The following is a 16826-nucleotide window of genomic DNA, read 5'->3' as shown; positions in this document are numbered from 1 at the left end:
CGCCCCTTAGGGGACGATTACTTGGAACGGGACTCCCCGGTCGTCGTACTCGATGCCCGAAACCACGAGCGTGTAGTAATAGGTGCCGCCCGTCGCTACGGGGACCGTGACACCGTGCACCGTGGCCAGGTCGAACGCGTCGACTTCGAGGTAATTGTTGAGCGCACCGGGAGCGGTGCCGTACCGCAACCAGCCCGTGGCGTTCATCACCGTTTTCCACGAAACCGTGAAGCCGCGCGGGCTGCTTTCCGGGATCGCGGCGATTTGCATCGGGTTGAGCTTGAAGCTCGGAATCGCGGTGTCGTTGCGAATGAAATAGCCTTCGGCGTTGTCGATATCGAAGTTGTTGGCCGAGGGATATTGACGGAAATGCGCATCCCACCATTGGGCATAGGACACCCACCGGTAGATCGCGTAACCGACGCCGCCCTGCGCATCCACCGCGTCCAGCACGTTCTGCGCCTTCGACCATTCACCGGTCGGCAGCCCGAGGAGGTTGTAGTCATAGCCGAGCGCGAAATGGATTGGTTCCTTGACGATCGAACCGACCAGCGTCCAGTTCACCGCCTGCAACACCTCGACGAAATAGCCCATCCCCATCTGCAAGGTGAAATTGTTGTAGGTCGGGTAGCTGTTGTAGTGGATGTCCCACCACTGGGCGCCGGGATCCCAACGGATCACGGATTTGGCGCGCAGCACCCCGCCCGCGTTCAATTCGTCGAGCAAATCCTGAGCCTTCGTGCCTTCGTGCTCGAAGGTCAGATTGATCAGGTTGAAGCCCTGGGTCAGCATCACCGTTTCCTTGCCGACGACCTCGGGCGAATACCAGGAACCGTCCTTGTTTTTCAGGCGGAAGTAGATGTGATCTTCCGTGGCGGAGCCCAGATCCGTGTACGGCGACGTGGCGGTGCCGCGATAGGACCAGCCGCTGTTGCCGTAGGGGCTATAGGCGTAATAGACATCCGCTTGCTGGCCGTCGGACCAGGTCAACACGACGTCGCCGGCGTAATCCTTGGTCGCCACCAGGTTGGTCGGCATGTAGACCGCGAAATTGTCGTCGGTGGCGTCGGTGCCCTTGACGACGCCGGCCTTGAGCGGTTCGACCTTGATGCGCAGGAGGCTTTCATTGATCGGCGGAATCGCCCAGTTGTAGGTGCCGTTGTCGGTGGCCGAGTTGGCGATGATTACCGGATAGGTGACGCCGCCGTCGATCGAGGCGGAGAGGCGGACATTGTCGTAGTGATAGGTGCCGATATCGCAGGTCGCGCCGTGGTTGTAATTCCACGTGATGGGGGTGGCGATGCCGCCCGCCAACACTCCCGCCGGGGCCGGTGTCAACACCTGCAAATACGCGCCCGGATCGGCCGTACCGGCGCAAACGCTGCCGCCGTTGCATTGATCGCCGCTGGTGCAGGCGTTGGCGTCGTCGCAGGTTGTGCCGGCGGCGCGGAAGACATCGGTCGGACAGGCATTGTTGGAACCGTCGCAGACTTCCGCGAGATCGCAGTAGGCGACCGAGGCGCGGCAAGTGGTTTCACCGCCGAGTTTGGCGTCCGCCGGGCACGCCTGATCGGCCGCGCCCGAGCAAAGTTCCTGAACGTCGCAGATGCCGGCCGTGGCGCGGCAGACCGTGGTCGAGGGCTCGATCCGATCGGTCGGGCAAGCCTGATCCGCCACTCCGGTGCATTTTTCGTCCGGATCGCACAGATCGCCCGAACCCGCATTGCAGACCGTGGTCGACGGTTCGATGCGGTCGGTCGGGCAACTCTGGCCGGCGGTTCCGGTGCATTTTTCATCGGGGTCGCACAGGTCGCCCGAACCGGCGTTGCAGACCGTGGTCGACGGCAGCACCGTGTCGGTCGGGCATTGCTCTTTGGCGACGCCGGGACATTTTTCGTCCGGGTCGCACAAGTCGCCCGAACCCGTGCGGCAGACGGTCGCCGCGGAACGAACCGTATCGCTCGGACAAGCCTGACCGGCGACGCCCGAGCATTTCTCGTCCGGGTCGCACAGGTCGCCCGAACCCGTCCGGCAAACCGTGGTGGAAGGCAGCACGCTATTGGCCGGACAAGCCTGGTCGGCGACGCCGGGACATTTTTCGTCCGGATCGCACAGGTCGCCCGAACCGGGCCGGCAGACGGCGTCGGCCGTCAGGTACGTATCGGTCGGGCACGCCTGCCCCGCCACTCCCGGACATTTTTCGTCCGGATCGCACAGGTCGCCCGAACCGGCGTTGCAAACCGTCGTCGACGGCAGAACCGTATTGGTCGGACATGCCTGATCGGCGATGCCCGTGCATTTCTCGTCGGGATCGCACAGGTCGCCCGAACCGGCGCGGCAGACCGTGTTCACCGCGGTAATGGTATCGGTCGGACAAGCCTGATCCGGAACCCCGGGGCATTTTTCATCGGGATCGCACAGATCGCCCGAACCGGCGTTGCACACCGTCGTCGACGGTTGGTAGGCATCGGTCGGGCAAGTCTGGCCCGCGATGCCCGTGCACTTTTCATCCGGATCACACAGGTCGCCCGAACCCGCGTTGCAGACCGTCGTCGACGGCAGGATCGTATCGGCGGGACAGGAGACGCCGGTGCCGGGGCAGTTTTCGCTCGGGTCGCACAGATCGCCCGAGCCGACCCGGCAGACCGTGGTGCTCGGCTGATAGGCATCGGTCGGGCAATCAATGGCGGTGCCGGTGCATAGTTCGGCGACGTCGCAAACGCCCGCCGCGGCCCGGCACTCATACCCGCTGCCGCGAATCGACCAGACGTGAGGCGCGTTGTTGTAGCAATACTGGCAGCCGTGCGAAGCGTCGGTGCCGCCGTAAGCGAAGCAGCCGAAGGTTTTCGTCACGCCGTCGTAGATGTAGCAGCCGCTGCACGCTTCCAGCAAAATATCGGGGAAATCGTTGCCGGCCGCCCCTTGATAGGATCCGTAGCCCGAGGATTCGTCGTCCGCGTAGATTTTAATCAGGTCGTTGTCGGAGAAGGAGAAAAAGGCCTGACTGTTCGCGGTGCGAATGCGGTCGATCGAAAAGCTTTCCAGGCCGTCCGGGTCGGTGATGACCACCGAGAACACGGCGCTTTCGCCGGTCGATCCCGAACCGTCGTTGTTGATCAACTTCAGGTAAACCAGTGAATCAGGAGCGCCCTCGCGGGGGTTGTCATCGAGCAAAATGCTGATCATCCGCCCTACCGGCGCGCCTGGCGTCAGCGATTTTCCGGTGGTCTGCATCCAGTATGCGCCGCCGCTCGGATAGGGCACCCCGCCCGATTCGATGCGGAAATAATAAGTGCTGTTCGCGGCCAGACCCTTGATAGTGGCATGGTGCGTCTCGTATTGATGGGCCGAGTCCGAGCCGCAGCCGCGGTCGTCGCAGACCGGCGTCGTGATCGAACCGGGGTTGTCGCCGTAATAGACGATCCCGTCGACCGGGGCATCGAGCGTCGTCCAGGACACCGAGAAGGCCGCCGAGGTGACGTTCGTCACGCAGATGCCTGCCACGCCCTGGCACCAGGGATCCTCGGGCGCCGCCGCCGCCGGAATGGCCAGGCCGAATCCGACCCCGAGAAGAACCAAGAGGACCGCGATAGTTTTTGCACGAGACATCTTTCGCTCCTTTTTTCGCTGCCTGATTCCTTACGGCTGCGTCTTGACCGAGTAGTGCGCGCCGCGATTGGTGCGAACCGCCCCGGAAGAGACGAGGTCAAAGTAATAGGTGGTATTGGCCGTCAAACCGCTGACTGTCACCTGGTGCGAGGTATCCAGATCGAACAAACCGGCCAAGTCCTCGGCCGCCAAGGTGGACACGGCGCCGGTCGAGGGCCCGTAGAGGATCCAGCCGGTGGTCGGCAGGGTCGTGACCCAGGAAATCGTCATGCTGGTGCGCGTCGATGAGGTGGCGATCTCCAGCGGATTGTATTTGTAGTCGACGCTCGCCGCGTCATTGCGGACGAAATAGCCATCCTCGGTTTCGATCGCGTAGTTGTTGTAACCCGGGTATTGGTTGTAGTGGACGTCCCAGGTCTGGCTGTAGGAAATCCATTTGTAGATGGAATGGCCGACGCCGCCGAAGCCGGTCATCGCGCCAAGTACGCTCTGCGCTGTCAGCCATTCGCCGGTGGGGAATCCCAGTAGCGCGTAGTCATAACCCAAGTGCGTGGTGAAGGGTTCCTGCACGACCCGGCCGGCGCGAATCCGCTCCACCGGCGCTTCGATCTTGACGAAATACCCGGCGCCGACGCCGACGGCGAAGTTGTTGTAGCTGGGATAGGCGTCGTAGTGGATGTCCCAGTATTGCAGCCCGTTGTCCCAGCGGATCAGCACGGAGGCGTAGTCGCCGTCGGTGTTGTATAGATCCAGCAAATCCTGGGCGTGCATCGCCGTCGCCGGCTCGAAGGGCATCGTCACCAGGGCGTAACCGTAATTCAGCAGGCTGTAGGTTTTGCCAATCAATTCGGCGCTATAAGCGGTGCCGTTGGCGTTGGTCAGGCGATAGTAGACGTCGCTGCCGCTCGGCGTCACGTCATCGATCCACGGACTGGTGACGTCCTCCGCGAAGAGGGCCCAGCCGGTGGCTTCGTTGTCGTATTGGCCTTGAACGAGGTACACGTCGGCCGGGCCGCCGGTCCAGGTCAGCACGACTTCGTCGTTGAGGTTGATGCTGGCGTTCAAATCCGTCGGCATCTCGACGGCAAAGTCGCCGTCGGTGGTATCGTTGCCGGTGGTGGTCGTGCCTCTCTTGGCCTCCAACTTGAGCCGCAAGTCCGTTTCCTTGATGGCCGGCACAGTCCAGGCGTAGGAGCCGGAATCGTCGGGCGCCGCGGCAGCCACCTCGATCGGATACGTGGCCCCGCCGTCCACGGACGCCAAAATGTGAATCGTGTCGACGCCGTTGTTGGCGCCGCTCGGGCAGACGCCGTAATTCCAGGTGATGTTGGCCGTCGTGCCGCCGGCCAATGAAGCGCCCGCGGCGGGAGCCACTGCCTGGATGAAGGGACCGGAATGCGGCGTGCCCACGCAGGTGCCCGCGCCGTTGCAGGCGTCGGGGCTCGTGCATTGATTGGCGTCGTTGCAGGTCGTGCCGTTGGCCAGGAAGGCATCGACCGGACAGGTGGTCGAGGATCCCGTGCAGTTTTCCGTCGCGTCGCAATCGAGGTCGATCGCCCCCGCGTCCCGCGCCGCCCGGCAGACCGTGGTGTTGGGCTTGTATTCGGGCGTGCAGACCGCGCTCGAACCGGTGCAGTGATCGTCCAGATCGCAGTCGCCGCTCGCCGCTAGGCAGACTTTTGACGCCGGGTAGAACTCGTTGGCGGGACAGGCCGGCGCGCCGCCGGTGCAATAATCGGTCTTGTCGCAAACCTCGCCGTCGACCGAGGCGCGGCAGATGACCGTGTTGGCCTTGTATTCCGGCGTGCAGGTGGCGTTCGTGCCGGTGCAGTGATCGTCCAGGTCGCAATCGCCGCTCGCCGCGGCGCAAACCTTGGAAGCCGGATAGAACGCGTCGACCGGGCAAGTCGTGGTCGAACCGGTGCAGTTTTCGGTTTTGTCGCAGACTTCGCCATCGGTCGAGGCCCGGCAGACCGTGGTATTGGCCTTGTATTCCGCGACGCAGTTCGCGTTCGTGCCGGAGCAATGGTCGTCCAGGTCGCAATCACCGCTCGCCGTCAGGCAGACTTTCGACGCCGGGTAGAATTCGTTCGCGGGACAAACCGGCGCGCTGCCGGTGCAGTAATCGGTCTTGTCGCATAGTTCGCCGTCCGTTGAGGCGCGGCAGACCGTGCTATTGGCTTTATATTCGGGCGTGCAGACCGCGCTCGAACCGGTGCAATGGTCATCCAGATCGCAATCGCCGCTGGCTGCGGCGCAGACCTTGGTCGAGGGGTAGAATTCGTTGGTCGGGCAGACCGCGGTGGTGCCGGTGCAATAATCCGTTTTATCGCACAGCTCGCCGTCGGCCGAGGCGCGGCAAACCGTCGTGTTCGCCTTGTATTCGGCAACGCAGGTCGCCCCGCTGCCGGAGCAATGATCGTCCAGATCGCAATCGCCGCTGGCCGCATTGCAGACCTTGGTGGACGGGAAGAATTCATCGGTCGGACAGGTGTTCGCATTGCCTGGGCAATATTCGGTTTTGTCGCATAGTTCGCTGTCGGTGCTGGCGCGGCAAACGGTTGTTGGGGGTTTGTATTCCGGCAGACAGGCATTGCTGGTGCCGGCGCAATGATCGGGCAGATCGCATGGGCCGCTCGCGTCCAGACAGACCTTGCTGGTCGGCTCGAACGAATCGACCGGGCAAACCATCGTGGCGCCGGTGCAATATTCGGTGGTGTCGCAGATGCCCGTGGAGTTCCGGCAGACCACCGTCGCAGGGCTGATCGACCAGTTCACCCGGGTGATCGCCGTGTTGCAGATTTGACAGGCGTTGGACGGATTCGTCTGATCGGGATGATAGCAGGCGCCGGTGGCGTAGAAATAGCAGCCGGCGCACGCGTCGAGCACCACGTCGTCGAGCACCTCGCCGACTTCCTGCTCGACGAATTGGTAACCGTCGCTCTCGCCGTCGGCCAATATTTGAATCAAATCATAGGCCGAATATTGAAAATAGGCGCTCAAGCCGATATTTCGGAAACGGCTGATGTCAAACAGCCAGATGCCGCCGTTGGCCGAGTCGGTGACCACGGTAGAAAGCACGTTGCTGGTGCCGCTGGTGCCGCCGCCGTCGTTGTTTTTCAGTACGACGTAAACCAGGGTGCCGACGGCTGGAGACGAACCATTGCTTTGATAAAAATGAATCGCCCTGGTATCGGGCGATCCGGACGGAGCCAGCGACACACCGGTGGTTTGCTGCCATGGCGATCCACCGGCAGCGGAATAAGTCAATCCGCCGGAGACGACCTGAAAATAATAGGTCCACCCGGGAGAGAGATACCGGATCGTCACATGGTGCGTTTCTTCGGAGGCGGTCTCACTGCGGTCATCATAGGCGGTGTTTATGATGGAACCGGGATTGGTGCCCCAGCGTACATAGCCTTCCTCATCGACACCGTAGGTAGTCCAAGATACCGAAAATGCAGTCGAAGTAACATTGGTAATACAGACTCCCGGGACTCCTTGACACCAGGGTTCGGTGGCATAAACCGATATGGAAAGCAAACAAATGGTCAAAATCGTCAGGATGATCGTATAAAGGACTTTCATTCTCCCCTCCCGCCTCCCGGTTTGTTGCGAAAACCCTCGTATAAATAATGAGATATGATTATTATATTGATTTTATTTTCGGAGAAGTCGTATGGATTAAAAGGGGCTAAACAGGACACCGATCGGCGTGGGCGCAAATTTATCAACAGTGTTGTTTCAACACCTCTACCGATCAAATGTAACGGATTGACATTAACCATTTTATTTCAAGCTGTTAGACACCTCTTCCGGAACCCATAACATTGCATGCTTAATTATTCTTTTAAGAGATAAATAAGCCTTAAAAGCAAGAAAACCCCAACACACGAATGCTGGCGCAAAAGATTGAGGCCGTTGGCCGCATCGGCCGTCGCAAACACTCGGTGTTATTCACTTAGTTGTTCATTTTTTGGACTTGGCGAATGACCAAAGTTGTAACTGCTTGGCTTTAATTCAGTAGAAACCGTCAACAAACGCCTTCGGGCGGTTGTTTTTCACCTTCAGGCATTTTCAAAGATGACATCAAGCCATCGCGCGCCATGATCCATTTACATGAAAGAACATATCTCACTGAAGACTCATTCAAATCCTTGTGCGGCCATTAAATAGATTATGTGTGTACTGCTTGTCAATAGAAATTTAATTCTGCCTTACTTAAATTTGTATTCCTGTATATTTTCAATATGTTAGTGTTTATTAATTCTTTTTTCTTTTTTTATATTTAATGCCATGTCACACTAATTTATCTTGTTTTTCATGGCAACGTTCATTCATTTCGCATTTTTATTTTTCCACATTTTCATTTTCTATTATTCTTTATCTATTCACTCATTGTTCTTTCTTCTTACTTCTTTTTTATCCATGAATTTATTTTCATATAGCTATCGTCTTCAATATTCTATTTTCTTTCTTTTTCTCGCATTTTTCGTGCATTTTCTAAATAGATCGGCATTTGGCCAACGACAAATCAAGTCGTGCTTGATATTATATATCATGCTCTTTTTATAACGGAAAATGGCGCTTTTGAAACTCAATCGTCGTTTTTTAACACGTTTAATTCTTGACTGATCATTCAAATCAAGTTTCAATTCTTGGATGATCGAAACAATCAAACGATGTGTCGGGAAATGTGTCTTTTGCGCTATTTTATTGCTCCCCTTTTTGGCTCTGGGCGCTCAAGTCGAGTACGAAGAGCTGCTTTCGGTCAGCGAAAACGGGTTCGCGGTCGCCTGGAAAACCGACGAACCGACACTGTCGATTCTGTATTACAGTGCGGATCCCGATGATTTGACTCCCTGGGAAGAGTCAGCCGAACTGACAGCCATGCATCTGGTCTGGGTGGACGATCTGGAACCCGATACGACCTATTTTTATTCGACCTCCCTCGATACCACGCCGGCGAGCGCGGATGAAAATCCGTTTTCGCCCGGTTGGGTTCACACGCAACAAGCGCCGCCCGGCAACTACCTCTTTTCATTCGTGACGCTCAACGACACGCACGTCGGCGAGGAAACGGCCGGCCTGATCGTCATCGGCGGTCTGGTGTTGACGCCTGGATTCACCTGGGACGATCCCGACCGGCCCTACTGGCTTTTCACCAACGAAGCGGCCGTGGCGACGATCAATGAGCTGGCGCCGGATTTCGTCATTCACAAAGGCGACGTCACCTCGACCGCCGAGGCCGAGCAATTCGCGGACGCGCAGGCCATTTTCGGCGAACTAGACGCCGATCTTTATTATGCGCGCGGCAATCACGACCGCCCGCGCGACGGGCACGACTATTTTAAGGAAGTGCTCGGGATCGACCCGACCTATTACTACTTCGACCACGGCCCGTTGCGGTTCATCATCTTGGACACCAACAACGAACTGGGCAGCGGCGACCTCTCCGACGAACAATTCCCCTGGCTGGCGGATGTATTAAATGATGCGCGCGACGCCGGTCGGCGCGTGATGATTTTCAGCCACCACACGTTCGCCTTGCACGGCGCGCTGGCTTACGCGGTGAATCCGGCCGATTGCCGGCAGTTTACCGAATTGCTGGCGAACTACCCGAATTTCGTCGGCCTGTTCGCCGGGCACAGCCACCGGGCGCGGCTCAACTTCGACGATCGCACCGGCTGGGTGCCCTACGTCGAGACGCCGGCAACCAAGGAATACCCGCAAGGGTTCGCTTTTTATCGCGTCTACGAGGGCGGCTACACGCAGACTTTCCATCGCCCGCCCTGCGCCGAGTGCCTGGCGTGGGCGGACTTGACCCGGGGCGAGTATTACGGGCTCGCACCCTGGCTGATGCTGGGCGACCTCTACGAACGGAATTTCGTCGTCCGGTATCCCGATTATCAGCCTACCGACGACGACGCCGCGGATGACGACGCGATATCCGATGATGACAACGACAACGATAACGGCGATGATACGCCGAATGGGCAATCGTCGGCCGCCGATTCGGACCGCGACGAATCCGGCTGCGGTTGTGGATGACGCCAACCCAAATCCAAGGAAACGGCCATGTCGAGAAAAAAAATCTTCCGGGGATTCGCCCTTCTGGTTCTTCTCGCGTTGTTTTTCGCCGGCTGCGGCAGCACGGGCGACGATGACGACGATCGTCCGGGCACGACGGACGACGACGACAACGATGATTTCACGCCGCCGCCGGGCGACGACGATGACGACAATGACGACAACGACGACAATGACGATGACAACGACGATAACGACGACAACGACAACGACGACAACGACAACGACAACGACGACAATGACGACAACGACACCACGCCGTTCACGGTCTGGGAAAACCCGAACGCCAAGGCGGACGCGTTCCGGCTTTACTACAAAGAACGCCTTTCCCGCATTTTGCCGGCCTACAACCGCTTCAAGCTCGTCGGCGACGTCGTTCCCGCGATGACGCTGGGTTCGACGGCCATCGCGAAAAGCGGCACGAATTACGACGTGGCGCTGCATCCCGTGGACAACAACGACTTCGGCTGGTCGGCGTTCAACGTCTACCAGGCCTATAAATATTTCGGCCGGCGCGACCAGGCCTTGACCCTGATCCGGCAGTTCGAGGGGTTGGCGGTCGCCGAGGAAATCTCCGGCATCCCCGGCCTGACCTGCCGCGAATGGTGGCCCGGTTTCACCATCAACATCGACGGCCTGACCGGCACGATTACGCGGACCAAGGACGGCGATCCCATCGATCCGGCCGAAGCGTACGATCCCTCCCTCGAGGCGGAAATCGTCGACGCCTTCTTCGCCGACGGCGTGTACAACGTGCGCGCCGACCCGACCGACACCTATTTCCACATCGAGCCGATCCTGAACCCGGCCGACTACGCGGTGACCTTTGTCTTCGCGGAAATGCCCAACTACCTGCGCATTTCCAACTGCTGCTCGTCCTTCATGGTTTCGCAGCTCGGCACCTTCGCCGGCTATTTCTGGGGCAACCACAATTCGCGCGACAACTTCCCGGATTTCGCCATGGGTTATTTCGCCGCCTGCGAAGCCAAGGACGATCCGAACGCCGACGCCGACGTGCGCGCCTCGGCGGAACGCGCCTGCAATTCCGGTAAACGGGTCGGCGATTCGGTCGTCGAGAACGGTTACAACCTGATGACCGTCGGCGAGTTCGAGCCTTACGACGCCGATCACCTGATCGTCGCCGGCGAACTGCGGCCGGACGGCACCGACGAAGGACCCGAGTGGCTGGGCTCGATGAACATGTGCCAGATGTCCTACATGGCCAAGGCGATGTCGACCACCGGTCTGAGCTCGCCCGACGAGGCGGTCGAGACACCCGGCTCCTACGAGATTCTGGGCATCAAGGCGTTGTTCGAACTGCTCGGCCTGCAGCCACCGGAAATCACCAAGACCTGCCACAACATCGACGACTTTTTCGTCGGTCTGCCCTTCGGCTCGTTCCTGACCCTGGAAGTTTTCGGTGTGCCGTTGTGGGATCTGATCGCCACCGTGCTGGAACTCTACCCGGACGAGGTATGGCCGGTATTGCTCGATCTGGCTGACGCGCTGGATCAGCCGGAAATGGCGATTTTCGCGGTCGTCTATTACGCTCGCATCACCGCCGGCAAGGACGAATTGCTTCACGCCTCGCAGGAAACGCTTTGGCACATCGTCGAAATCCAGCGCCGCGCTTCGCAATTGGTCTATGACTGGGCCATGGCGCAGGATCCGCCGAACACCAACGCGGCCAATCAGGCCGAACACTACCTGACCATGGCCGCGCTGTACGCCCACATCGGCGGCGTCGGCAACGCCGATTTCGACCCGTTCGACTTCGTCAACGAGGAAAACTACAACGAAGGCTTCGAAGCGGTGTTGAACCGCCCCGATTCTTCCCTGCGCGGCCTGATGACCGACGAGTACATCTGGGAACGCATCCTGGCCGAATTGGACGGCTACGCCGATCGGCCGCTGACCTACGATCGGTACTGGGAGCGCTTCCCCACCGAGGCCGATAAGCCGTTGCGCCGCCTCGGCGACAACTACGAAGCGGTGGGGCTCGACGGCGACTTCCATGAGATCGCCAACATTTCGCACCAGTGGTTCGGCGGCCTCGACCTCTGGAAGATGTTGCCGGCCTGCGTGCTCGCGCCGAACGTGCTGGATTGCGAGTGGGCCGCGCTGGGTTGCGAACGGCCCGACCTCGACGCCTCGGGGCTCGTGGATAGCGCGGATCAGACGCTCTTTGAGTCCGCCTGGGCGACCTACGGCCCGCCGAATTCCATCGCCTGCACCGTCGACAACAGTTGGTGCGACGGCGGCGACTTGGATCGCAGCGGCCTCATGGACGAGGAGGATCAGGCGTTCTTCACCGCCGCGATTGGCTGCTGGTACTAGGGTTTCTTCGCGGAATGACTGGGGAGCCTCCGTCGCCGGAGGCTCCTTTTATTTCGACGCGCCGGCGGCCGCCGCGCCCAGGAAGGTGAAAATGCAAATCGGGCCATCACGGACCTTGCTTCTGCTCGCGTTTCTGTTCGCCGGCTTTGTCTGCGGTTGCGGTCATCCGCTCTCGGACGAAGCGGTCCTGCGTCGCAGTCTGTCGATTCCGTCGGAGGTCCGCTTGCTCGGTTTGCAAGCCTCGCCGCCCGCCGATCAGGCCGGCTGGTTCGGCCGCGAAGGTTTGACCATCGAGGCCACTTTCGGGTTCGATCCGGCGCAATTCGAGGCTTTCCGCCGACAAACGACCGAGGGAACGTCGTGGCGTCCCCTGCCCGTGCCGCGCGAGTTGCTGGTAAAAATGCTCGGCGTCGCGAGCCGACAACGGGGACTGCAAACCCTCAACGAGCAGTATCAGAAGCAGAACCGGCCGGAACAGATCCGCCCGATTCCCGGCGCCGACGAAATCCTGGCTTCGTGGCAGGCGCCGCGTCTTCCCTTGGACGCGCAACAGGGTTGGTATCGCTGCCTGACCGCCGGCGATAATTTGTTGCATGCCGTAAAGCGGGAATGCCTGGACAAAACCGGCGATCAAAACGATTTCATTCTGGCGGTGCTGGACGCCGCGCGGCGGGAATTGCGGGTGACCGCGTACACGAATTATTGATCCGTCTTCTCTTCAGCATTCAGCCTAAGCGAGCCGGCGCAGCGAACAAGCCGTGTATCCCATGGCGGCCTCGATCGCATTGCAGTATTTGGAAAATCCTCGTTGGATCAACTCAAAGCGGCGGATCAACCGGAGCACCCAGATCGGCACGTTGGTTTCCGTTTTGATTTCCAGGATCACCGGCGACTCGCACGAACAAAAGGCGGTATCCACGGTATTGTCGAAGTAAGTCAAATTCTCGTTCGCGACGAGTTCGTAACTGCCGCGCACCGATCGGAAAGTCAGACAGCGATCAAAGGTTATGCGACAATAATCGTCCAATTCGCTGACGTAGGGCTCGCGAATGTACTGCACCTGAACCACCGGATGCGCGCCGAAGCGGCAGACCGCGTCCTCGAACGAATCGGCCAGCGTGATCCACGCCGGGTTCGCCGGCGGCCGGCACGAACCATCGTGCAGAAACTCGGGCCAATCCGCCACCGCGATCCGGCGCCGTTTCTTCCAGGTGACGTTCTTCACTTTGTGTTTCAGTTCGATCCAGAGAAAATCGGTCGGCCGCGGGCCGTAATAGCGGACCCGTGGTTTGAAGCGCGTATAACGCTTGTTGCGCGTGTCGTGGTAGAAGCGCAGGTCCGGCGTGTCGAAATACAAGTTGTTCACCATGTACCGGCCGTCGGCGCCGGCGTGCTTGTCCGGCACGCAAATCCCGCGCAGGTAATCGGCGATGGCCCGCGCCATCGTCTCGCGGATGAGGTATTTGTTTTCGTAGCGGGAAATCACCATGCTATCGTTACGCATCGGCATCCCTCACAGCGCGATCAGTTCTTCCCAACCCGCGGCTCCGGTCGCCGCCTGCAGCTCGACGGCGGCCGCCCGCAATTCATAAAGCGCCTCGGCCAGCGCGCGGCGCGCGGCGATTCCCTCGATTTCCAGGTCCAGCAATTCGACGGACGATAACAGCCCCTGCCGGCGCGCGATTTCGAGTTGTTGAGCGCACAGATCTCGCGTTTTTTCGGCATCGCCCCGCGTCGCCCGCCACACCGCCAGCGCCTCGCGGTAATTCGCCAGGCTCGAGTCGATTTCCCTTCCGATCCCTTCGGCGGTCGCGTTTTCACGGTCTGCGGCGGTCCTGCGAAGGATCGCGGTCGCCCGACGATCGGCGACCGTCCAATTGAAGAGCGGGATTTCCACGCCGACCCGCAGTTCATCGAAATCGTCATCGTCGCCTTCAAAATGATGATCCACTTCGATGAAGGAAAACTGGGGAATCAAACGATAGCGGGCGGCGTCGTACCGTCGTTGCGCCAGACGCTCCCATTGTTGTCGCCAGGACATTTCCGCCCGGTTTCTCGTCGCGATGAGGCGCAGCTTCGCGGGATCAAACTCGACATTCGGCGGCGGATCGGCGGCCAACGTCAATTCTCCGGACAAACCGGTCAGCGCTCGCAAGCGGGTTTCGCAGGCCGCCAACCGGGATTGCAGGCTCCGCGCCTCGCCCCGGTTCTTGGTCAGGCGCCGCTGCGTCTTCAATCGCTCCAGCAAATCGGCTTCGCCCAACTGGACGAATTGCTCGACCCGCGACAACCGCTGTTCCTCCAAATCGGCGGTGCGCGCGGCCAGGTCCGCGCTTTCGCGTAGCATCGCGGTTTCCGCGAACAGTTGCCCGGCTTCCGCGATCAGTTTGCGCCGGGTCGCGTCGGCCTTCAGTTTTTTCTCGAACCAGTCGACGGTCTCCTCCTGCCGCCGCAACGCCGGTTCGCCGATCCGCGGCGGGCTCCACCGAAAACCGAGTTGAAAATCGCGCTCCTGCTCGGGATCGAAATACTTCGTGGTGAGATCCTCCAAGCGGATTTCAGGGTTCTCGATCGCCCCGGCCACGGAGTCCGCCAATTCCCCCTGGGCCGCCGCCGCCGCCAGTTCCGCAGTCAATTCCGGCGAACGCGCCAGGGTCAATTGAATCGCCCGGGCTTGCGTCAACGGCTCGCCCGCCCAAGCGAGTCCGCCGAGCAGAGCCAAGGCCGACAGGCACCAGAGCAGAAGAGCTTTCATTGGTCGAGCGATCCTAGGGTGTGGTAGTAAAAGGGCGGTTCGTCATCCGAGTCGAAAACGATCGTCAGCCGATCCGCGTCGCGGGCGCACAGCCCTTCCGGCTTGAGGGCGGGAAAGTTCAGCATCGGCTTGACCAACAGCCGGTCGGTTTTGGTTTCGACGAGAATATGCAATCCGCCGACCTGCTTGCTTTTTTCGGCTTGCGGCACGGTGGACAAGGCCAAGAGACGGCCGGAAGACTCGGCCAGCAGATCGGAAATCCCGGCCGGCCTTCCGTCCGGAGTCCGCAAATCCGCATAGCCGAAGACCTCCAGTTGCCCCGGCGCCAGGGTATTGGTTGCGAACAATCGTTCGGGATCCTTCAACCGCCAGACAATCGCCCCTTTGGCCGGACGCGGTTGCTTCAATCCGAAAAGGACATCGCCCTTGTACCAGGTGGCGCCTTCGATATTCAGTTCGATCGCATCGCCGAGCAAAGGATCCAGCCCGAGCCGCCCCAGTTGAGCGGGCTGATAGGACTGGCACAAAACCGAAAGGAAATTCACCACGCCGGTCACCTTGAACGAACGGCCGGTATGGACGACCCGGTAAATCCGCTGCCGATCGGGGGGGCGTTTGCCGCGGTGGCTGGCATTCATCGACGACACCAGGTAGAGCACCCCGTTCGGAGCCGAAACGATCGACTCCAGGTCGTTGACCGAATCCACGCCGTGCAAGGGGACGGGTTGCTCGTCCAAATTGCCGGCCTCGTCCATCAGGTAAATCCAGGGCTGGTGCTCCGGGTCCTGGCGGCTGGTGTCGTCACTGACCAGCACATACCGCTTGAGGTCGTCCAGCCAGGCAATGCCGGACGGCTCGAATCGGCTGATCGCGCGCAGGCGATCGCTCACGGTGACGGTCGACAATGCGGCCGCCGTCAACGTGGCCGGCGGTTCCGGCGTCTTCGGTCGGCGAAGTTCCGGCTTGGTTTCCATCGCCTGCGCGGCGCCGGACGGCACGATTTCCCCGCGAATGCCGACCTCGACCGATTCGCCGGGCCGCAGATGATGCCCTTCGTCCAAGCGCACGCGGAACTTGCGCGCCCAGTAGATGACCTTGCGAAAAGCCAACCGCTCGGGAATCGCCGAATAACCCGGATCGACGAAAATGATGGTGCCCTTGGTGTCCGCGACGCCGAAGCGATGCGGCATCACGTCGACCCGCTCGCCCAATTGCGGAACGATGTCGGAGCTTTCCGGAATGAAGACGTCCACGAAGCTGGCCTCGGGTTCCTCGACGGTCAGAATGGTGGAAAAACCTTCGACCGAATCGCCCGGCAGGTAATTGATGTTGACGATCCGGCCGTTGCAGGGGGAAATGACGCGCCGCCGCTCGATCCGGTCCTCGATCAATTTGGTTTTCAATTCGAGCTCATGCATTTGCGAAATCCGGTCGTTGAGCATCGATAAGACCAGATTATCGCCCGGCAAGGCTTTCTCGTTGGCCCCCGGCGCGCGCGAATGCCGCCAGGAAGAGGTGTCGCGGGCGCTTTCCTTTTTCACGTACCCGGCCGCGATGTCGCGGCGGATGATGAGGTCGGTCAAGTTGCGCGGCCGGCCGAAGCCCGCCTGTTCCGCCTCGTTCAACCGCTCGATTTCATTGTTGAGCGCGTTCAGTTCGGCTCTTTTCGATTCCAGCCGCGCCGCTTCCGTGTCGCGCTGCAGCCGCAGTTTTTCGTATTCCAGCGTGTAGCGCCGCCGGTCGCTTTCGAACATGCCGCCCAGGCGATTCAGTTCCTGCGCCAGCCCGTCGTGCTCGATCTCCAGATCGGCTGTATCCAGTTCGACCAGCACTTGGTTCGTCGTCACTTCATCGCCCAGCGCGACGTGAATGGACCGGATGCGTCCCGACTCCAGGGCGCCGAGCTTATGCGTCCGCGTTTCCACGATGCCGAGCAGGTCGGCGTTGACGTGGTAAACGAAATAGAATCCGAACGTGAAGAGGGCCATGGTCAGCCAGATGAGATGAAATTTGTAGCGCCCCAGATCTTTCATCG

General features: G+C 60.1%; 8 protein-coding genes. 3 read left to right on the top strand and 5 right to left on the bottom strand.

The window, feature by feature from the left end; all coding sequences use genetic code 11:
- Positions 1 to 6: 6 nt before the first annotated feature.
- Positions 7 to 3609 (bottom strand): hypothetical protein, encoded by a 3603-nt coding sequence (locus GX444_00775; protein ID NLH47114.1) that lies wholly within the window; start codon positions 3607 to 3609, stop codon positions 7 to 9.
- A 30-nt stretch (positions 3610 to 3639) separates the two neighbouring features.
- Entirely contained in the window at positions 3640 to 7197 is a 3558-nt protein-coding gene (locus GX444_00770) for a hypothetical protein (GenBank protein ID NLH47113.1), read from the bottom strand.
- Between the two features lie 1128 nt (positions 7198 to 8325).
- Here GX444_00770 and GX444_00765 point away from each other — a divergent pair.
- The 3 genes from GX444_00765 to GX444_00755 all read left to right on the top strand — a co-directional run bounded on the left by GX444_00765 (position 8326) and on the right by GX444_00755 (position 12742).
- On the top strand, positions 8326 to 9660 hold the full coding sequence (locus tag GX444_00765) for a metallophosphoesterase family protein (protein NLH47112.1): 1335 nt from the start codon (positions 8326 to 8328) through the stop codon (positions 9658 to 9660).
- Positions 9661 to 9687: 27 nt separating this feature from the next.
- Entirely contained in the window at positions 9688 to 12036 is a 2349-nt protein-coding gene (locus GX444_00760) for a hypothetical protein (protein ID NLH47111.1), read from the top strand.
- Positions 12037 to 12127: 91 nt separating this feature from the next.
- Positions 12128 to 12742 carry a hypothetical protein gene (locus tag GX444_00755; GenBank protein ID NLH47110.1) on the top strand — a complete coding sequence of 205 codons (615 nt, stop codon included), beginning with the start codon at positions 12128 to 12130 and terminating at the stop codon, positions 12740 to 12742.
- A gap of 24 nt (positions 12743 to 12766) precedes the next feature.
- Here the strand turns inward: GX444_00755 and GX444_00750 are convergent, their stop codons facing one another.
- Genes GX444_00750 through GX444_00740 form a run of 3 tightly spaced genes read right to left on the bottom strand, consistent with a single transcriptional unit; the run spans position 12767 to position 16824 of the window.
- Complete coding sequence (locus GX444_00750; protein NLH47109.1) at positions 12767 to 13540, bottom strand: polyphosphate polymerase domain-containing protein; 774 nt, start codon at positions 13538 to 13540, stop codon at positions 12767 to 12769.
- A 9-nt stretch (positions 13541 to 13549) separates the two neighbouring features.
- Positions 13550 to 14791, bottom strand: coding sequence for a TolC family protein (locus tag GX444_00745; protein ID NLH47108.1), 1242 nt, complete (start codon positions 14789 to 14791; stop codon positions 13550 to 13552).
- A complete protein-coding gene (locus GX444_00740; protein NLH47107.1) occupies positions 14788 to 16824 on the bottom strand; it encodes a hypothetical protein in 2037 nt (678 codons plus the stop codon). Before GX444_00740 ends, GX444_00745 begins: the two co-directional genes overlap by 4 nt.
- Between the last annotated feature and the right edge of the window lie 2 nt (positions 16825 to 16826).

It is taken from the genome of Myxococcales bacterium (genome assembly GCA_012517325.1).
Classification (GTDB): Bacteria; Lernaellota; Lernaellaia; order Lernaellales; family Lernaellaceae; genus JAAYVF01.
Note: the sequence above shows the minus strand (reverse complement) of the source record. Positions and strands in the feature narration are given on the sequence as shown.